Raw genomic sequence first — 19,117 nt, 5'->3', positions numbered from 1 at the left:
TGACGGCCTCGGACGGGGCGCGGCGAAGGCGCGATTCGGGCGAATCAGCTGAATCATCCGAATCGGCCCATATGATCGCCCGTCATGGGAGACCGTCACGCCCCCCGCCCCGACCGCCGTCCCCTCCCGAGGCGGTCCGCCGCGCTCGCCGTGTGGTACCTGCGGGCCGTCGCCTTCGTCAACTTCCTGAGCGCGGGCTGGGTCTCCCTCGGGCAGGACGTGCGCCGGCACAACCAGGAGGACCTGTTCACGCCGTACCTGCTGACGGCCGGCTTCGCCTCGGGCGTCTTCGCCGCGTTCCTCGCCGTCACGATGCGCCGCCGCAAGCGGGCCGCCTGGATCCTGAACCTCGCGCTCAGCGGGGCGTTCCTCGTGCTGTTCGCGGTCGCCATGGCCTTCCCGGAGGTCCGCCGGTACCCGCAGAACTGGGTGTCGCTGGCGCTCACGGCCGGCTTCGTGGCCACCCTGCTCGCCGGGCGCGGCGAGTTCTACGCCAAGGGCGACCGGGCCAACCCCCGGCTCGCCGCGCTGGTCGCCGGGTGCGGCCTGCTGGGGGCCTCGCTGCTGGCCGCGCTGCTCGTCACGGTCACCGACCGGGCGCCGGACGCGGCGCGTTCGACGTTCGCCGGGCGCTGGTGGTACGGCACGCTGCGGCTGGTCTCGGTCGTCTCCGACGAGCGGCACACCCCGGGCATCGCCCCGCCCACCTGGGTCGACGTCACCGTGAACGTGCTCGGCACCGTCCTGGTCCTGGCCGTCCTGTACGCCGCGTTCCGCTCCCGGCGCGCGGTGGACCCGCTCGGCCACGAGGACGAGAAGCGGCTGCGGGAGCTGCTGGAGCGGCACGGGGAGCGCGACTCCCTCGGATACTTCGCGCTGCGCCGGGACAAGAGCGTGATCTGGTCGCCGACGGGCAAGGCCGCCGTCACCTACCGCGTCGTCGGCGGGGTCTCGCTGGCCTCCGGGGACCCGCTCGGGGACCCCGAGGCGTGGCCGGGGGCGATCGAGCCGTGGCTGGAGGAGGCGCGGGCGCACGGCTGGATCCCGGCCGTGATGGGGGCGGGCGAGGAGGCCGGCACCGTCTACGCCCGGCACGGGCTCGACGCCCTGGAGCTCGGGGACGAGGCGATCGTGGAGGTCGCCGAGTTCACCCTGGAGGGGCGGGCCATGCGGACCGTGCGGCAGGCGTACAACCGGGTGCGGCGGGCCGGGTACACCGTGCGCATCCGCCGGCACGAGGAGATCCCCGCCGACGAACTGCGGGCCCTGGTGCGGCGGGCCGACGCGTGGCGGGACGGGGCCACCGAGCGGGGCTTCAGCATGGCGCTCGGCCGGCTCGGCGACCCGGAGGACGGGCGGTGCGTGATGGTCGAGTGCGCCGACGCCGAGGGCCGCCCGAAGGCGCTGCTGTCGTTCGTGCCGTGGGGACCGCGGGGCCTGTCCCTCGACCTGATGCGCCGTGACCGGGACGTCGCCCACCCCGCCAACGGGCTGATGGAGTTCATGGTCATCGAACTGCTGCGCGGCTGCCCGGCGTTCGGCGTCACCCAGGTCTCGCTCAACTTCGCGATGTTCCGCTCGGTCTTCGAGCGCGGTGCCCGCCTCGGCGCCGGGCCGGTGCTGCGGCTGTGGCGGTCGCTGCTCAGCTTCTTCTCGCGCTGGTGGCAGATCGAGTCGCTGTACCGCGCCAACGCCAAGTACCGGCCCATCTGGGAGCCGCGGTTCCTGCTGTTCGAGAAGAGCGCGGACCTGCCCCGGATCGGCCTCGCGTCGGCCCGCGCGGAGGGGTTCCTGGAGCTGCCGGGGCTGCCCGGCCCGCCGGAGCGGCCGGGGCGGGGCCGCCTGGAGCGGCGCGGATGACGGTGGCCGCCCGCTGGGTGCGCGCCGAGTGGGGGCCGCTGTACGGCACCGTGCGCGAGGGGCTCGCCGGGCGGCGCGCGGGGGCGGTCGCGATGACGCTCGGCGCGGTGTGCCTGACGGGCGTGCTGCACGTCGCCCAGCAGTGGCCGTGGGGGATGCGCGGCGTGCGGGACCTCGGGGCGGTGCGGGCGGAGGACCCGCTGTGGCTCGCCCTGCTGCGCACACCCCTGTCGCTGTTCGTGCCGGCGCCGGACCTGCCGGTGTGGGGGGCGCTGGTCCAGGTGCTGCTGGTGTTCGGGATCGCCGAGATCTGCCTGGGCCGGTGGCGCACGCTCGCGGTGGCGTACGCCGCCACGCTCGCCGGGACCCTCTACGCGCGCGTGGGCATCGCCCTCGGCCCGGGCCACCCGCTGGGGCTGCCCGCCTCGGACGCGCGCGTGGTGGACACCGGGCCGTCGGCGGCGGTGGTGGGGCTCGCGGTGGTCGTGGCGCTGCGCTACGGCGCCCGGGTGACGGCCGGCGCGGTGGCCCTCGCGATGGTGGTGGAGGTGCTGGTCAAGGAGAACCTGGCCGGCAAGGAGCACCTGGCCGCCATCGCGGCGGTGCTGGTGCTGTACGCGCTGTGCGGGACGCGCCAGCGGCAGGCGCGGTGCGGGGCGCGTCAGCGGCCCCGGTCGAGCGGGGCCGGGTCGGGTTTGCCGCCCAGCCAGTCCTCCAGCGCGCGGCGGGGGCGGGCCCAGCGCCGGTCGTGACGGTAGGCGCGGAGCTGGGCCTTGGCGCGGGCGCGCGGGCGGCGGCCGTAGAAGCGGCGGGCCCACAAGGAGCCGGGGCGGGCCAGCCGGACCGCGCCCACCAGGGCGACCAGGGGGACGATCACGCCGAACAGGGCGGTGCGCAGCTTGCCCTTGAAGAGGGCCACCAGGGACAGCAGGAAGTTGCCGGCGACGCTGGCGACGACCGAGCCGCGGTCCTGGAGTTCGCCGGGGGACATGTCGTTGACGCCGAACGGGGAGAAGCCGAGCAGCAGCAGCCCGCCGAGGGCGGCCGTGACCACCACGACCTCGACGCTCTTGCGGCCCTCCTCGCTCCAGTAGACGTCGTCGAGGTGGAGGATCAGCGCGAACTCGTCCAGGACGAGCCCGGCGCCGATGCCGAAGACGACCGCGGCGGCGCACGAGCCGAAGCCGTGCCGGCCGCCGGCGACCGCGGCGAAGCCGCCGATGACGGTGAGCACGATGCCCGGGACCACGTGGTGGATGTGCACGCCGCCCGCCTGGACGTTGCCGAACGGGCCCTTGCCGGCCCGGATGAGCCGGGTGATCAGGCGGGTGATGAGGAAGGTCAGGACGAAGGAGGCGAGGGCGAGGAGCAGGGGGAGCTTGCCCGGCTCGACGATGTTGCGCTGCAACCAATGTCCCATACGCGCACTTTAGTCCGGACCCCCGGCGGGCTCCGCCGGAGCGGCCGGTAGCCTGCGCCGGTGACCGAGACCCCGCCGACCTCGTCGTTCGACGGCCTCCGCTTCGCCTTCGGCACCCTCACCGTGCTGCCCGTCCGGGTGCACCGCTGGGACCGTGCGGCGGCCCGCGGGGGCATGCTGGCCGCGCCCGTGGCCGGGCTGGTCGTCGGCGCCGCGTCCGCCGGGCTCGGCCTGCTGCTGCTCCTGCTGGGCGCGGGCCCGCTGCTCGCCGCCGTCGCCTCGGTCGCGGTGCCCGCCGCGCTCACCCGGGGCCTGCACCTAGACGGGCTCGCCGACACCGCCGACGGGCTGGGCAGCGGCCGGCCCGCCGAGGACGCGCTGCGCATCATGAAGCAGTCGGACATCGGGCCGTTCGGCGTGCTCACCCTCGTCCTGGTGCTGCTGGCCCAGGTGGCCGCCCTGGCGCGGCTGTACGACGACTCGTGGGCGCGCGGTGCCGTCGCGGCCGTCGTCGGCGCGGTCGCCGCCCGGCTGGCGCTCACGCTCGCCGCGCGCGCCGGGGTGCCGGCCGCCCGCCCGGAGGGGCTCGGGGCGGCGGTCGCGGGAGTGGTGCCGGTGCCGGGCGCGCTCGCCGTGGCCGCGGGCTGCGCGGCCGGGGCGGCCGCCGCGGGCGCCCTGCTCGGCACCGCCGGCGCCGTCCGCACGCCGCTCGCGCTGCTGGCCGGGGCGGCCCTGGCCGAGCTGCTGCTGCGCCGCTGCGTGCGCCGCTTCGGCGGGGTGACCGGGGACGTCTTCGGCGGCGTGGCGGAGACAGCCGCGACCGTGACCCTGGTGGCCCTCACCCTGGGCGGCTGACGCCCTCGCCGCCCGGGGCGGCCGGTGCACCGGCCGTCTCCCCCACGGCGTGTCACCCGCCGGACGGTGCGAGGATCACCGGGTGGCCAAGGTGCCACACACGGGTGAACACTCCCGGGCAGGAGTGCACGGGCACGCGCGCGTACGCTCCTCCTGCGGAGTTCGTTCCCGCCGGTTCGCCGCGCCGGTGGGACGCACCCCGCCCGCGACCGCACCCCCGGCCCGGCTCTAGGGTCGGCTCCCGGGCCGGTCGACCCACACTTTTCGGCCACGCAACTTCACATCGGAAGCGAGATTTCACCACCGTGACTGCTCTCACTCTCAGCACCGCCGCGGCGCCCGGCCTGCGGGCCGACGCGATCGTGATCGGTGTCGCCAAGGCCGCGAAGGGCCCGGTCGTCGCACCGGGCGCCGAGGCCGTGGACAAGGCCTACGACGGCCGGCTCGCCGCCGTCCTGGAAACCCTCGGCGCGTCCGGCGCCGAGGGCGAGGTGACGAAGCTGCCCGCCCCGGCCGGTTTCAAGGCACCGCTCGTGGTGGCGGTGGGGCTGGGCGGGGAGCCCGAGGAGGACGCCTCCTTCGACCCCGAGGCCCTGCGCAAGGCGGCCGGCGCGGCCGCACGCGCCCTCACCGGCGCCAAGAAGGCCGCCTTCGCGCTGCCGGTCACGGACGCGGGTGACGTCGGTGCGATCGCGGAGGGCGTGCTGCTCGGCGCGTACTCCTTCGACACGTACAAGGACAACGGCGGCGGCAAGGCCAAGAACGGCAAGGCGCCGCTCGGCGACGCCGTGCTGCTCGGCACCAGGACGCGCGACGCCGCGCACAAGGGGGCGCTGGCCCGGGCCGTCGCCGTCTGCGAGGAGCTCAACCGCGCCCGCGACCTGATCAACATGCCGCCGAACGACCTCACCCCCGAGGCGTTCGCCGCGATCGCCTCGTCGGCGGGCAAGCAGCACGGCCTGAAGGTGCAGGTGCTCGACGAGAAGGCGCTCGTCAAGGGCGGCTACGGCGGCATCCTGGGCGTCGGCGGCGGCTCGGCCGCGACGCCGCGCCTGGTGAAGCTGTCGTACACGCACTCCAAGGCGGACAAGCACCTGGCGTTCGTCGGCAAGGGCATCACCTACGACTCCGGCGGCATCTCGCTGAAGCCCGCCGGGCACAACGAGACGATGAAGTGCGACATGAGCGGCGCGGCCGCCGTGTTCGCCGCCGTCGTCGCCGCCGCGCGGCTCGGCCTGGAGGTGAACGTCACCGGCTGGCTGGCGCTCGCCGAGAACATGCCGTCCGGCACCGCCGTCCGTCCGGGTGACGTGCTGCGGATGTACAGCGGCAAGACCGTGGAGGTGCTGAACACCGACGCCGAGGGGCGGCTGGTGCTCGCCGACGCGCTGTGGGCGGCCTCGCAGGAGGCCCCGGACGCGATCGTGGACGTGGCGACCCTGACCGGCGCGATGATGCTGGCGCTGGGCAGCCGCACCTTCGGGATCATGGCCAACGACGACGCCTTCCGCACCACCGTGCACGAGGCCGCGGAGGAGGTCGGCGAGCCGGCGTGGCCGATGCCGCTGCCGGAGCACCTGCGCAAGGGCATGGAGTCGCCGACCGCCGACATCGCGAACATGGGTGAGCGCATGGGCGGCGGGCTGGTCGCCGGGCTCTTCCTGCGGGAGTTCGTGGGAGAGGGCATCACCTGGGCGCACCTCGACATCGCGGGGCCGGCGTTCAACGAGGGCGGGCCCTTCGGGTACACGCCCAAGGGCGGCACCGGCACGGCCGTGCGCACGCTGGTGCGGCTGGCCGAGCTGACGGCGGCCGGCGACCTGGGCTGACGTCCGCCTGAGGGCGCGGCCCGGTCGGCGGCGGGGCGACCGTGGGGGGCGTCGGGGACTGTTCGCGCAGTCCCCGACGCCCCCTTTCCGCTCGGTCGCCGCTCGGTCGCTGCTCGGTCCGATCGGAGCGCACCGTCCCTTTTCGGCCGGTGCCCCCCGTCCGGGCGTCCTTGATTTCCGGTGGACGTGCTGCGTCTCACACCCCGGCCCCGCGTCTCGTCGGGGTGCGACAAGTGCGAAGATGGGGCTCGGCAGGACAGGGCCCCACCCACAGGGCCGAAACATAGAGCGGCCGGACACCAGCCGCCGACCGGTCAGCGACGACCGGCGTGGCGCACATGCATGGAGGACGTGACGTGGCGAACGACGCCAGCACCGTTTTCGACCTAGTGATCCTCGGCGGTGGTAGCGGTGGTTACGCCGCGGCCCTGCGCGGGGCGCAGCTGGGCCTGGACGTCGCCCTGATCGAGAAGGACAAGGTCGGCGGCACCTGCCTGCACCGGGGTTGCATCCCCACCAAGGCCCTGCTGCACGCGGGCGAGATCGCCGACCAGGCCCGCGAGAGCGAGCAGTTCGGTGTCAAGGCCTCCTTCGAGGGCATCGACATCGCCGGTGTGCACAAGTACAAGGACGACGTGATCTCGGGCCTCTACAAGGGTCTGCAGGGTCTGGTCGCCTCCCGCAAGGTGACGTACATCGAGGGCGAGGGCCGGCTGTCCTCCCCCACCTCCGTCGACGTCAACGGTCAGCGCGTCCAGGGCCGCCACGTCCTGCTGGCGACCGGCTCCGTGCCGAAGTCGCTGCCCGGCCTGGAGATCGACGGCAACCGCATCATCTCCTCCGACCACGCCCTCGTCCTGGACCGCGTGCCCAAGTCCGCGATCATCCTGGGCGGCGGTGTCATCGGCGTCGAGTTCGCCTCCGCGTGGAAGTCCTTCGGCACCGACGTCACGATCGTCGAGGGCCTGAAGCACCTCGTCCCCGTCGAGGACGAGAACTCCTCCAAGCTTCTCGAGCGCGCGTTCCGCAAGCGCGGCATCAAGTTCAACCTCGGCACCTTCTTCCAGAAGGCCGAGTACACGCAGGACGGCGTCAAGGTCACCCTCGCCGACGGCAAGGAGTTCGAGGCCGAGGTCCTGCTCGTCGCCATCGGCCGCGGCCCGGTCTCGCAGGGCCTCGGCTACGAGGAGGCCGGGGTCGCCATGGACCGCGGCTACGTCCTCGTCGACGAGTACATGCGCACCAACGTCCCGACCGTCTCCGCCGTCGGTGACCTGGTCCCCACGCTCCAGCTCGCGCACGTCGGCTTCGCCGAGGGCATCCTGGTGGCGGAGCGTCTGGCCGGTCTGAAGACCGTCCCGATCGACTACGACGGTGTCCCGCGGGTGACGTACTGCCACCCGGAGGTCGCCTCCGTCGGCATCACCGAGGCCAAGGCCAAGGAGATCTACGGCGCGGACAAGGTCGTCGCTCTGAAGTACAACCTGGCGGGCAACGGCAGGAGCAAGATCCTCAAGACCGCGGGCGAGATCAAGCTCGTCCAGGTCAAGGACGGTGCCGTGGTCGGCGTCCACATGGTCGGCGACCGCATGGGCGAGCAGGTCGGCGAGGCCCAGCTGATCTACAACTGGGAGGCGCTGCCGGCCGAGGTCGCCCAGCTCATCCACGCCCACCCGACGCAGAACGAGGCGCTCGGCGAGGCCCACCTGGCCCTGGCCGGCAAGCCGCTCCACGCGCACGACTGACCCTCGGTCGCGCCACGTCACAAGCGACGACACAGACTTCCGCAATTCGTTAGGAGCAACCGAAACCATGGCGGTTTCCGTAACCCTTCCGGCGCTCGGCGAGAGCGTCACCGAGGGCACTGTCACCCGCTGGCTGAAGGCCGAGGGTGAGCGCGTCGAGGCCGACGAGCCGCTGCTCGAGGTCTCCACCGACAAGGTCGACACCGAGATCCCCTCCCCCGCCGCGGGCGTGCTGGCCTCCATCAAGGTCGCCGAGGACGAGACCGTCGAGGTCGGCGCCGAGCTGGCCGTGATCGACGACGGCACCGGCGCCCCGGCCGCCGAGCCGGCCCCCGCCGCCGAGCAGGCCCCGGCCGCCCAGGAGGTCGCCCCGCCGGCCCCCGAGCCGGCCCCGGCCGCGCAGCCCTCCACCGAGCAGTCCGCCCCGGCTCCGGCGCCCACCGCCGAGGCCGCGTCCGGCGGCGGTGCCGCCGAGGGCACGGACGTGGTCCTGCCCGCGCTCGGCGAGTCCGTCACCGAGGGCACCGTCACCCGCTGGCTGAAGTCGGTCGGCGACTCCGTCGAGGCCGACGAGCCGCTGCTCGAGGTCTCCACCGACAAGGTCGACACCGAGATCCCGGCGCCCACCTCCGGTGTGCTGCTGGAGATCGTGGTCGGCGAGGACGAGACCGCCGAGGTCGGTGCCAAGCTGGCCGTGATCGGCGCCCCGGGTGCCGCCCCGGCCGCCGCCCCCGCCCCGGCCGCCCCGGCCGCGGAGCCCGCCGCCGCTGCCCCGGCGCCGGCGCAGCCCGCCGCCCCCGAGGCCCCGGCCCAGCCCGCCGCCCCGGCTCCGGCTCCGGCTCCGGCGCAGCCCGCTCCGGCCGCCGCCGCTCCGGCCCCGGCCCAGCCGGCGGCTCCGGCGCAGCCCGCGGCCCCGGCTCCCGCGCCGGCCGCGCCCGCCCCGGTCACCCCGGCCCCGGCCGCCCCCGCGGCGCCCGCCGGCCAGGCGAGCGACGAGGGCGCCTACGTCACCCCGCTGGTGCGCAAGCTCGCCGCCGAGCACGGCGTCGACCTGGGCTCCGTGAAGGGCACCGGCGTCGGCGGCCGGATCCGCAAGCAGGACGTGGTCGCCGCCGCCGAGGCCGCGAAGGCCACCGCCGCCGCCCCGGCCCAGGCCGCCGCGCCCGCCCCCGCCGCGAAGAAGGCCCCGACGCTCGAGGTCTCCCCGCTGCGCGGCCAGACCGTCAAGATGCCCCGCATCCGCAAGGTCATCGGCGACAACATGGTCAAGGCCCTGCACGAGCAGGCCCAGCTGTCCTCGGTGGTCGAGGTCGACGTGACCCGGCTGATGCGCCTGCGCGCGCTGGCCAAGGACTCGTTCGCCGCGCGCGAGGGCGTCAAGCTCTCCCCGATGCCGTTCTTCGTGAAGGCGGCGGCCCAGGCGCTGAAGGCCCACCCGGTCATCAACGCCAAGATCAACGAGGCCGAGGGCACGATCACCTACTTCGACTCCGAGAACATCGGTATCGCGGTGGACTCCGAGAAGGGCCTGATGACCCCGGTCATCAAGCACGCCGGCGACCTGAACATCGCCGGTATCGCCAAGGCCACGGCGGAGCTGGCGGGCAAGGTCCGCGGCAACAAGATCACCCCGGACGAGCTGTCCGGCGCGACCTTCACCATCTCCAACACCGGCTCGCGCGGCGCGCTGTTCGACACGATCATCGTGCCGCCGGGCCAGGTCGCGATCCTCGGCATCGGTGCCACGGTCAAGCGTCCGGCCGTCATCGAGACCGAGGAGGGCACGGTCATCGGCGTCCGCGACATGACGTACCTGACGCTGTCCTACGACCACCGTCTGGTGGACGGCGCCGACGCGGCCCGTTACCTGACCGCGGTCAAGGCGATCCTGGAGGCGGGCGAGTTCGAGGTCGAGCTCGGTCTGTAACCCCCGACGCCCACGGCACCCCGTCCGGAGCTCCTCCGGGCGGGGTGTTCGCGTTCGCCGTCACACCGCCGTCACACCCGGTGTGTAAGCCTCGTCTCACCTGCACCCCAGCACGCCCAGGCGTCCCACCGGCGGAGCGAACCGGCCGTATTGTCTAAACGTCAGCCTTCCCGAAGGAGCCCTCATGACCGCGCCCGTCGTCCACTCGCTGCGCGAGCAGATCCGCGAGCACATCGTGGAGGGGATCGTCAGCGGGCGCTGGCAGCCGGGCGAGCGCATCGTGGAGCGCCGGATCGCCACCGAGCTGGAGGTCAGCCAGACCCCGGTCCGCGAGGCCCTGCGCGAGCTGGAGTCGCTGCGGCTGATCGAGTCGGCCCCCAACAAGGGCGTGCGGGTCCGCAACCTCACCGCGGCCGACCTGGAGGAGAGCTACCCGGTCCGGGCGGGCCTGGAGGCGATCGCGGCGGAGCTGGCGGCGGAGCGGCTGGCGGCCGACTGCTCGGCGCTGGAGCCGCACGTGTCGGCCCTGTACGAGGCCGACCGCAACGCCGACGGCACGGCCCAGGTCCGGCACACGGTCGGCTTCCACCGCGAACTGGTGCGCGCCGCGCACAACTCGGTGCTGCTGCACACCTGGGAGGGCCTCGGCATCGAGGTCTTCACGGCCCTGTCGATCCGCTGGCTGGGCACGGTCCAGCAGTCGTACGCGGAGGAGCACGAGGAACTGGTCCAGGCGTTCCAGCGCCGCGACCCCCGCATCGCGGACCTGGTCAAGTCCCACGTCCTGGGCTGCGCCCCCCGCCCCTGACGGGGGAGGCGCGGGAACCGCGCCGAAGGGGCGCGGGGAACTGCGCGACCAGCCACCCCGAACCCGCACCCGCCACCGCACCGCACCACTCGAGCCCACCCGCGCTCACCTGCACAAACACCCACCTCCCCCAGTCACCCGGTGCCACCGCCGGAGGCACCCCGTGCCGACTTTCCCGTGATCAAGAGGTTTTGCCCCTCACCCCTTTGATCGATCATCGATCAGGGAGTTACAGTCGCGACGGGCTTCCACCGAAGCTCCAGCCCTGTCCTGCCAAAGACCTAGGGCACCCCCGAACCCTTGACGATGAGGGAACCCCCTTCGACTGAGGAAGGCGGCGACATGACCGACCCCAACGCCATCCAGCCGAGCGAGCTCGACCAGCTCCCGGACCGCGACCCCGAGGAGACCGCCGAGTGGCAGGCCTCGCTGGACGCGGTCGCCAAGGCGGCCGGCCCGCACCGTGCCGCGTACCTGATGCGCCGCACGCTGGAGCGCGCGGAGGGCACCGGCGTCGCGCTGCCCAAGCTCCTCGAGACGGACTACGTCAACACCATCCCCACCGCCGCCGAGCCGGCCGTTCCCGGTGACGAGGCCCTGGAGGCCCGCATCACCGCGTGGAACCGCTGGAACGCGGCCGCGATGGTGACCCGGGGCGCCAAGCACGGCGTCGGCGGCCACATCGCCACCTTCGCCTCGGCGGCCTGGCTGTACGAGACCGGCTTCAACCACTTCTTCCGCGGCAAGGAGGGGGACGGCTCCGGCGACCAGCTCTACATCCAGGGCCACGCCTCCCCCGGCATCTACGCCCGCGCCTTCCTCGACGGCCGCCTCACCGAGCAGCACCTGGACAACTTCCGCCAGGAGTCCGGCGGCAACGGCCTGCCGTCCTACCCGCACCCGCGCCGGCTGCCCTGGCTGTGGGAGTTCCCGACGGTGTCGATGGGCCTCGGCCCGCTGTCGGCGATCTACCAGGCCCGCTTCAACCGGTACCTGACGGCCCGCGGCATCAAGGACGTCTCCTCGTCCCACGTCTGGGCGTTCCTCGGGGACGGCGAGATGGACGAGCCGGAGTCGACCGCCGCGCTCGCCCTGGCGGCCCGCGAGGGCCTGGACAACCTGACCTTCGTCATCAACTGCAACCTGCAGCGCCTCGACGGTCCGGTCCGCGCCAACTTCAAGATCGTGCAGGAGCTGGAGGCCCAGTTCCGCGGCGCCGGCTGGAACGTCGTCAAGACGCTCTGGGGCACCGCCTGGGACGAGCTGTTCGCCCTGGACACCACCGGCGCCCTGGTACGCCGGCTGCGCGAGGTGCCCGACGCGCAGGTGCAGACGTACCAGACGCGCGACGCGGCCTACATCCGCGAGGACTTCTTCGGCAAGGACCCGGCGCTCGCCGAGATGGCGAAGCTGCTGAGCGACGACAAGATCCTCGAGTGCTTCCACCTCTCCCGCGGCGGCCACGAGTCCGGCAAGGTCTACGCCGCCTACCGGGCCGCGCTCGCCCACCGGGGCGCGCCGACCGTGGTCCTAGCCCAGACGGTCAAGGGCCACACCCTCGGTGAGGGCTTCGCGTCGAAGAACGCCAACCACCAGATGAAGAAGCTGTCGGTGGAGGAGTTCAAGGCGATGCGCGACCGCCTGGACCTGCCGATCAAGGACAGCGACTTCGTCGACGGCGTGGTCCCCTACGGCCACCCCGGCGCCGACTCCCCCGAGGTCCGCTACCTCCAGGAGCGCCGCGCGGCCCTCGGCGGCCCCGCCCCGGCCCGCCGCGTGCACCCGGTCCCGGCGCTGCCCGCCCCCGCGGAGAAGGCGTTCGCCTCCTTCGACAAGGGCTCCGGCTCCCAGAACGTGGCCACCACCATGGCGTTCGTGCGCCTGGTGAAGGACCTGGTCCGCAACAAGGAGACCGGCAGGCGCTGGGTGCCGATCGTCCCCGACGAGGCGCGCACCTTCGGCATGGAGTCGCTGTTCCCGTCGCTCGGCATCTACTCGCCCAAGGGCCAGACGTACGAGCCGGTCGACCGCGACCAGCTCATGTACTACAAGGAGGCCAAGAACGGCCAGATCCTCAACGAGGGGATCACCGAGGCCGGTTCGATGGCCGACTTCATCGCCGCGTCGACGTCGTACGCGACGCACGGCGAGCCGATGATCCCGTTCTACATCTTCTACTCGATGTTCGGCTGGCAGCGCACGGCCGACCAGATGTGGCAGCTCGGCGACCAGCTCGGCCGCGGCTTCCTGGTCGGTGCCACGGCCGGCCGCACCACGCTGACCGGTGAGGGCCTGCAGCACGCCGACGGCCACTCGCCGGTGATCGCCGCGACCAACCCGGCGGCCCTGACCTACGACCCGGCGTTCGCCTACGAGGTCGCGGCCATCGTCAAGGAGGGTCTGCGCCGGATGTACGGCGAGGCCGCCCCGGGCGAGGACCAGGACGTCTTCTACTACCTGACGGTCTACAACGAGCCGCTGCCGCAGCCGGCCAAGCCGGCCGTCCCCGGCATCGACGAGGGCATCGTCAAGGGCCTGTACCGCTTCAACACGGCGGAGTCCGCGGGCGTCACCGTCCCGGCCAACGCCCCGCGCATCCAGCTCCTGGGCTCCGGCACGGCGATCCACTGGGCGCTGAAGGCGCAGCAGCTCCTGGCCGACGAGTGGGGCGTGGCGGCCGACGTGTGGTCCGCGACCTCCTGGACGGAGCTGCGGCGCGACGCGCTGGAGGCGGACGCCGCCCTGCTGCGCGGCGAGGAGCGGGTGCCGTACGTCCGGCAGGCCCTGCACGGGGCCGAGGGCCCGGTGCTGGCGGTGTCCGACTACATGCGCCAGGTCCCGGACCAGATCGCGCAGTGGGTGGACCAGGACTGGTCCTCGCTGGGCGCCGACGGCTTCGGCCTCTCGGACACCCGCGAGGCGGCCCGCCGCCACTTCGGCGTCGACGCCGAGTCCATCGTGGTGGCGGCCCTGGCGCAGCTCGCGCGCCGCGGCGAGGTCAAGGCCGCGGCGGTGAAGGAAGCCCGGGAGAAGTACGGCCTGTAGGACCTCGGGTCCGGACAGAGGCGAAGGGGTACGGCGTCACCGCCGTACCCCTTCGCTTTCCTTCGCTGTCGGTGGGGCTCGGCATCATGGGCCCATGCGCGCTGCCCGGCTGATCAAGATGGTGCTGCTCCTGCAGTCACGGCCCTCCATGACCGCGGCCGAACTGGCCCGGGAGCTGGAGGTCTCGGAGCGGACCGTCACCCGGGACGCCCAGGCCCTGTCGGAGGCGGGCGTGCCCGTCTACGCCGACCGGGGGCGGTCCGGCGGGTACCGGCTGGTCGGGGGGTACCGGACGCGGCTCACCGGGCTGGCGCGCGGCGAGGCCGAGGCGCTGTTCCTGAGCGGGGTGCCGGGGGCGCTGCGCGAGATGGGGCTGGAGGACGTGGCGTCGGCGGCCCGGCTGAAGGTGTCCGCGGCCCTGCTGCCCTCCCTGCGGGACGCGCCGCGCAGCGCGGCGCAGCGGTTCCACCTGGACGCGCCCGCCTGGTTCCGGGACCCGCAGACGCCCGCGCCGCTGCCCGTCGTCGCGCAGGCGGTGTGGGACGACCGGCTCCTGGACGCCCGCTACCGGCGGGGCGCCGACGAGGTCGAGCGGGAGCTGGAGCCGTACGGTCTGGTGCTGAAGGCGGGCGTCTGGTACCTGTGCGCGCGGGTGGCGGGCGCCGGTTCCTTCCGCACCTACCGCCTGGACCGGTTCGTCGCCGTGACCGCCCGGCAGGAGCGGTTCGAGCGGGACCCGGAGTTCGACCTGCCGGCGTTCTGGGCGGGGCAGGCCGAGCGGTTCGGGCGCTCGATCCTGCGCGCCGAGGTGGTCGTCCGGCTGTCCCCGGCGGGCGTACGCGCCCTGCCGTACGCCGTCGACCCGGCCGTCGCGCGCGAGGTGCTGGAGGGGGCCGGGCCGCCGGACGCGGACGGCTGGACCGCCCTGACGCTGCCGGTGGAGTCGGAGGAGGTCGCCCACGCCCAGCTCGCCTCGCTGGGCCCGGAGGCGGAGGTGCTGGAGCCGACGGCGCTGCGTGAACGGTTCCGGGAGGACGCGCAGCGCCTCGCACGCCTGTACGACCGCTGAAAGTCTTCACGCTCCGCCCACCGAATCCCCCGCACTCCGCGTGCGTCTGCCCCGCCCAGGCACGATGCTGGAGCACGTGATGGACGAGACGGAGTTCTGGGAGCTGGTGGACACGGCCCGCGAGGCCGCCGAGGGCGATCCCGAGGAGCAGGCCGACCTGCTCGTGTCCCGGCTGCTCGACCTGGACCCGGACGCGGTGCTGGACTTCGCCCGTCACTTCGAGTCCCGCTACCAGCGTGCCTACCGCTGGGACCTGTGGGGCGCCGCCTGGGTGCTGCTGGACGGGGCGAGCGACGACGCGTTCGACTTCTTCCGCTGCTGGCTGATCGGGCAGGGCCGGGAGGTCTTCGAGGGCGCCCTGCACGACCCGGACTCGCTGGCCGACCTGCTGGACGACTTCGACGAGGAGATCGACGGCGACGGCGAGGAGCTGGGGTACGCGGCCGACGAGGCCTATGAGCAGCTCACCGGGACCGTGGCGCCCGACCTCGGCCTGCCCGCCCCGGCCGCCGAACCGGAGGGCACCCCGATCGACTTCGAGGACGAGCAGGTCCTCGCCGAGCGGTACCCGAAGCTCTGGGACCGCTTCCGCGAGTAGCCCGGTCTAGGCCGTGTCTTTCGGATCACCCCGGGGCCGCGGGGCTTGGCACGCACATCTGCTGCGTTGTCGTCGGTTGTCGATGCTCCGCATCGACGCCCTCCTCCGCCTTGCAGCTGCACGCACCAAGCCCCGCTCACCGGCACTGTCAAGGCGCCGTCGGTCCGTATCGGGCTGATCCGAAAGACACGGCCTAGCGGGTGGCCGTCGGCGCGCGGCCCTGCAGGCGGGCGGCCTCCTCGCGGATCTCGGGCAGCAGGGCGGACAGGGCGGCGCCCGGACAGGTGGTCCGGTACCCCTCCCGGTGGCCGGCCACGACGTGCAGCGTGGCGGTGGTGCCGGCGGCGTACCGGCTGAGGCTGTTGGTGGAGGTGAGGCGGACCGTGCCGCGCGGGTCGGCGCCGGACGGGCCGAGCTTCCAGGCGGCCAGCGCCGCGATGGCCTCGGTCATGGCCCGCGGGACGGGCACCCCCGCGGTGAAGGTGCCGATCGCGGCGATGCCGGTGGTGCGGTGGTTGAAGCCCTGCGTGTGGGCGCCGGTGACGGCCCGGTCGACCCCGCCGGCGCGTCCCTCGTAGACGGTGCCGCAGCGGTCGACGAGGAACTGGTAGCCGATGTCGTCCCAGTCGCGGCTGCCGGTCTGGCCGGTGTACAGGGTGCGGATGACGGCGGGTGTGTCGGCGCAGTCGTAGTCGTTGGGCGTGTCGGTGTGGTGGACGAACACGGCGACGACCCGGTCGTCGTAGCGCGGGGGCGGCTGGGCGCGGCGGGTGCGGGCGTCGAGCCAGGCGCTGCGCGGCAGGATGCGGGGGCGCGGCGCGGTGTGCGGGACGGCCTTCGCGGCCGCCGGGTGGGCGCGGCGGGCGGCGGCCGCGGAGCCGGCGGCCTCGTCGATCCCGCCGGCGCACAGCGGCAGCGCGAGCGCTGCGGCGAGTCCGGGCAGGCAGCCCAGCAGGACGAGCGCCGGGCGCGGTGTCCGGGGGCCCGGCGGACCGGCCCGGCGTATCCGCGCGGGACGCCGTTCCCGGGGGCCCCGCCCGGTGCGGGAGGCCGGTCGGAAGGCGCGCATGGTCCCACTCTGGGTGGATTCCGCGCCGTCCGCGATGTGTGCTGTGCCACCCGGTGGAACCATCGTCCCGGTCCGCGGCGTTTTTGGGGTACACACACGCGTGACGGGCTCCGGACGGCACGCGGGCGTGCTGATCACCGGGCCCGTCCCCCGCGTATGAAGGGGTCCGAGAGAAAGGCGGCTCCGTGGACCTGCTCGACATCCTGCTGGTGCTGGTCGTCCTCGCCTACGCCGCGTCCGGTTACCGGCGCGGACTGGTGGCCGGGTGCGTGTCGCTCGCCGGTTTCGTGGGCGGCGCGGTGGTGGGCGTGTGGGTGCTGCCGTGGGTGATGGACCTGGTGACCGCGGGCAGCACGGCGGCGACGGTGACCGCGGTGTTCACCGTGCTGGTGCCCGCGGTGCTGGTGCACGAGCTGGCGGGTCGTCTGGCGCTGCGGCTGCGCCGGGAGTTGGACCGCGGGCCGCTGCGGGTGGCCGACGGCGTCGGCGGGGCCGCGGCGAACGCGGTGGCGGTGCTGATCGTGGCGTGGGTGGCGGCGAGCGTGCTGGGCGCGTCCTCCTCGCCGGTGGTGACGTCGTCGATCCGTGACTCCCGGCTGCTGGGGGCGGTGCAGGAGGCCATGCCGGACACCACTCCGGCGTGGTTCTCGCGGGCCACCTCCGCGCTCACCCAGGCGGGCTTCCCGCAGGTGTTCAACCCGTTCGAGAACGAGTCGACGGCCGAGGTCGCCCGCCCCACCGGGGACAGCGTCACGGCGAGCGCCACGAACGCCGCCCGGCTGAGCACGGTGAAGATCGAGGGCTCCTCGGGCGACCAGGGCCGCGAGGGCAGCGGGTTCGTGTACGCGCCCGAGCACGTGATGACCAACGCCCACGTGGTGGCGGGCATCGACCGGCCGACGGTGCAGGTCGGCGGGGTCGGCCGGGCGTACGGGGCGCGGGTGGTGCTGTTCGACCCGCGCAAGGACGTGGCCGTGCTGTACGTGCCGGGTCTGGAGGCGCCCGTGCTGGGCTTCGACGACGACGCCGGGCGCGGCGACCGGGCGGTGGTGGCGGGCTACCCGCAGGACGGCGGCCTCGACCTGCAGGCGGCGACGGTCGCCAACCGGGTGCGGGCGACCGGGCGGAACATCTACAACGACGCGGTCGTCACCCGTGAGATCTACTCGATCCGCTCCCTGGTGCGCCCCGGCAACTCCGGCGGCCCGCTGCTGACCACCGACGGCCGGGTCTACGGCGTGGTGTTCGCCCGGTCCACCTCGGACGCCGAGACGGGGTACGTGCTGACCGCCGACGAGGTGGCCGGCGACGCCCGGCGCGCGGCCTCGGCGACGGCCCCGGTGGACACCGGCCGCCTGATCGACTCGTAGGCGCCGGGGCCCGCCGGGCCTCCCCGTCCGCGAGACACCCCCTAGAGGGACCGCCCCATGCACACGTCGTCGACGTACGCCCCGTCGAGCAGGAACTCCTCCGGCAGGACGCCCTCGACGGCGAAGCCCTCGGCCTCGTACAGCGCGCGGGCGGGGGCGTTGTGGCCGAGCACGCGCAGGGTGAGGCGGCGGGCGCCGCGCCGGCGGGCCTCGTCGACGGCCGCCCGGATCAGCGCGCGGCCGACGCCCCGGCCGCGCGCCTCCTCGGCGACGGCGAGGCCCTGGATCTGGCGCACGTGCGCGTTGGCGGCGAGCGGGGTGGGGAAGCCGAGGCGGACGTAGCCCACGAGGCGGCCGTCGAGCTCGGCCACGAGGTGGTCCCCGGGCGCGTGCCGCTCGTCGAAGAAGGGCGGGTAGGGCGGCTGCGGCTGGGGGGTCACGGCGTGCAGCGTCGACCAGACACGGCGGTCCAGCTCGGCCAGGTCCGCGTCGTCCCCGGGGACGGCGGTGCGGACGCGGAGGGCGTGCGATACGGGCATGCGGGCCACCTTAGGACGTGCGTCCGGAGGTCGGGCAGGGGTTTTCGTGCGGCCCGGGGGCAGGATGGGACGCATGCGACGCATTGCGGTGGCCGGCGCTTCCGGCCTCATCGGCAACGCCCTGGTGCGGTCCCTGACGGCCGACGGGCACGAGGTGCGCCGGCTGGTCCGGCGGGCCGCCCGGGGCCCGCAGGAGGTCTGCTGGGACCCCGAGCAGGAGTACGTGGACGCGGCCGGCCTCGCCGGGTGCGACGCGGTGGTCAACCTCGCGGGGGCCGGGGTCGGCGACCGGCGCTGGAGCGAGGCGTACAAGAAGCGCATCCACGACAGCCGGGTGCTGGGCACGCGGGCGCTGGCCCGGGCCGTCGCCGCCCTCGACGAGCGGCCGCGCGTGCTGGTGAACGGCAGCGCGATGGGCATCTACGGCGAGACCGGCGAGCGGATCGCCGACGAGGACACGCCGCCGGGGCGGGGCTTCCTGCCGGAGCTGTGCGTGGAGTGGGAGGCCGCGGCGGCGCCCGCCGAGGAGGCGGGGGTGCGCACGGCGTTCGCGCGCACGGGGCTGGTCGTGGCCCGCCAGGGAGGCGCCTGGGGGCGGCTGTTCCCGCTGTTCAAGGCCGGGCTCGGGGGGCGGATGGGCGACGGGCGGCAGTACTGGTCGTACATCGCGCTGCACGACGAGGTGGCCGCGATCCGGCACCTGCTCGACCGGGACGACCTGTCGGGGCCGTTCAACCTGACCGCGCCCGAGCCGCTGACGAACCGTGAGATCACCGAGGCGATGGGGCGGGTGCTGGGCCGGCCGAGGGTGTTCGCGGTCCCGGCGCCGGTGTTGCGGACGGTGCTGGGCGAGATGGCCGGGGACGTGCTGGGCAGCGCGCGGGTGGTGCCCAGGAGGCTGCTGGAGTCGGGGTTCAGGTTCGCGTTCCCGGGGATCGACGACGCGATCCGGGCGGCGCTGGCCTGATCCCGCCGCCGCGGTG

At 74.2% G+C, this 19,117-nt stretch carries 15 protein-coding genes; 12 read left to right on the top strand and 3 right to left on the bottom strand.

All coding sequences use genetic code 11. The features are described from left to right. The first annotated feature begins 84 nt into the window (after positions 1 to 84). Complete coding sequence (locus E4U92_RS11845) at positions 85 to 1,860, top strand: phosphatidylglycerol lysyltransferase domain-containing protein (protein WP_137300293.1); 1,776 nt, start codon at positions 85 to 87, stop codon at positions 1,858 to 1,860. Continuing rightward, positions 1,857 to 2,612, top strand: coding sequence for a hypothetical protein (locus tag E4U92_RS36250; RefSeq protein ID WP_174863808.1), 756 nt, complete (start codon positions 1,857 to 1,859; stop codon positions 2,610 to 2,612). Before E4U92_RS11845 ends, E4U92_RS36250 begins: the two co-directional genes overlap by 4 nt. On the opposite strand, the gene E4U92_RS11835 is transcribed toward E4U92_RS36250, so the two are convergent. Continuing rightward, positions 2,522 to 3,280 (bottom strand): hypothetical protein, encoded by a 759-nt coding sequence (locus tag E4U92_RS11835; protein WP_137300292.1) that lies wholly within the window; start codon positions 3,278 to 3,280, stop codon positions 2,522 to 2,524. The two genes, E4U92_RS36250 and E4U92_RS11835, sit on opposite strands and share 91 nt — an antisense overlap. A gap of 60 nt (positions 3,281 to 3,340) precedes the next feature. Between E4U92_RS11835 and E4U92_RS11830 the strand changes: the two genes are divergently transcribed. The 8 genes from E4U92_RS11830 to E4U92_RS11795 all read left to right on the top strand — a co-directional run bounded on the left by E4U92_RS11830 (position 3,341) and on the right by E4U92_RS11795 (position 15,156). After that, entirely contained in the window at positions 3,341 to 4,135 is a 795-nt protein-coding gene (locus E4U92_RS11830; protein WP_137300291.1) for an adenosylcobinamide-GDP ribazoletransferase, read from the top strand. 305 nt (positions 4,136 to 4,440) lie between these two features. Beyond that, entirely contained in the window at positions 4,441 to 5,964 is a 1,524-nt protein-coding gene (locus tag E4U92_RS11825; RefSeq protein ID WP_137300290.1) for a leucyl aminopeptidase, read from the top strand. Between the two features lie 356 nt (positions 5,965 to 6,320). Further along, positions 6,321 to 7,709 (top strand): dihydrolipoyl dehydrogenase, encoded by a 1,389-nt coding sequence (gene lpdA, locus E4U92_RS11820; protein ID WP_168374648.1) that lies wholly within the window; start codon positions 6,321 to 6,323, stop codon positions 7,707 to 7,709. A 67-nt stretch (positions 7,710 to 7,776) separates the two neighbouring features. After that, positions 7,777 to 9,636: a 2-oxoglutarate dehydrogenase, E2 component, dihydrolipoamide succinyltransferase gene (gene sucB, locus E4U92_RS11815; RefSeq protein WP_137300288.1), complete on the top strand. Its 1,860-nt coding sequence runs from the start codon at positions 7,777 to 7,779 to the stop codon at positions 9,634 to 9,636. Between the two features lie 184 nt (positions 9,637 to 9,820). Further along, positions 9,821 to 10,444: a GntR family transcriptional regulator gene (locus E4U92_RS11810; protein ID WP_067231619.1), complete on the top strand. Its 624-nt coding sequence runs from the start codon at positions 9,821 to 9,823 to the stop codon at positions 10,442 to 10,444. 342 nt (positions 10,445 to 10,786) lie between these two features. Next, the gene (gene aceE / locus E4U92_RS11805) at positions 10,787 to 13,489 is read left to right on the top strand and encodes a pyruvate dehydrogenase (acetyl-transferring), homodimeric type (protein WP_137300287.1); all 2,703 of its coding nucleotides are present in this window, start codon (positions 10,787 to 10,789) and stop codon (positions 13,487 to 13,489) included. A gap of 94 nt (positions 13,490 to 13,583) precedes the next feature. Beyond that, the gene (locus E4U92_RS11800) at positions 13,584 to 14,558 is read left to right on the top strand and encodes a helix-turn-helix transcriptional regulator (RefSeq protein WP_137300286.1); all 975 of its coding nucleotides are present in this window, start codon (positions 13,584 to 13,586) and stop codon (positions 14,556 to 14,558) included. A 79-nt stretch (positions 14,559 to 14,637) separates the two neighbouring features. Next, positions 14,638 to 15,156: a DUF4240 domain-containing protein gene (locus E4U92_RS11795; protein WP_137300285.1), complete on the top strand. Its 519-nt coding sequence runs from the start codon at positions 14,638 to 14,640 to the stop codon at positions 15,154 to 15,156. 193 nt (positions 15,157 to 15,349) lie between these two features. Here E4U92_RS11795 and E4U92_RS11785 read toward each other — a convergent pair whose 3' ends face one another. Continuing rightward, complete coding sequence (locus E4U92_RS11785) at positions 15,350 to 16,225, bottom strand: peptidoglycan recognition protein family protein (protein WP_137300284.1); 876 nt, start codon at positions 16,223 to 16,225, stop codon at positions 15,350 to 15,352. Between the two features lie 185 nt (positions 16,226 to 16,410). Between E4U92_RS11785 and E4U92_RS11780 the strand changes: the two genes are divergently transcribed. After that, positions 16,411 to 17,595 (top strand): MarP family serine protease, encoded by a 1,185-nt coding sequence (locus tag E4U92_RS11780; protein ID WP_137300283.1) that lies wholly within the window; start codon positions 16,411 to 16,413, stop codon positions 17,593 to 17,595. 41 nt (positions 17,596 to 17,636) lie between these two features. On the opposite strand, the gene E4U92_RS11775 is transcribed toward E4U92_RS11780, so the two are convergent. Continuing rightward, the gene (locus tag E4U92_RS11775) at positions 17,637 to 18,134 is read right to left on the bottom strand and encodes a GNAT family N-acetyltransferase (protein ID WP_137300282.1); all 498 of its coding nucleotides are present in this window, start codon (positions 18,132 to 18,134) and stop codon (positions 17,637 to 17,639) included. Positions 18,135 to 18,207: 73 nt separating this feature from the next. On the opposite strand from E4U92_RS11775, the gene E4U92_RS11770 reads away from it, so the two are divergent. Further along, a complete protein-coding gene (locus E4U92_RS11770) occupies positions 18,208 to 19,101 on the top strand; it encodes a TIGR01777 family oxidoreductase (RefSeq protein ID WP_137300281.1) in 894 nt (297 codons plus the stop codon). Positions 19,102 to 19,117 lie beyond the last annotated feature (16 nt).

The organism is Streptomyces galbus, assembly GCF_005280195.1.
GTDB lineage: Bacteria > Actinomycetota > Actinomycetes > Streptomycetales > Streptomycetaceae > Streptomyces > Streptomyces galbus.
The sequence above is the reverse complement of the archived record's forward strand: the minus strand, read 5'-3'. Positions and strand labels throughout refer to the sequence as shown.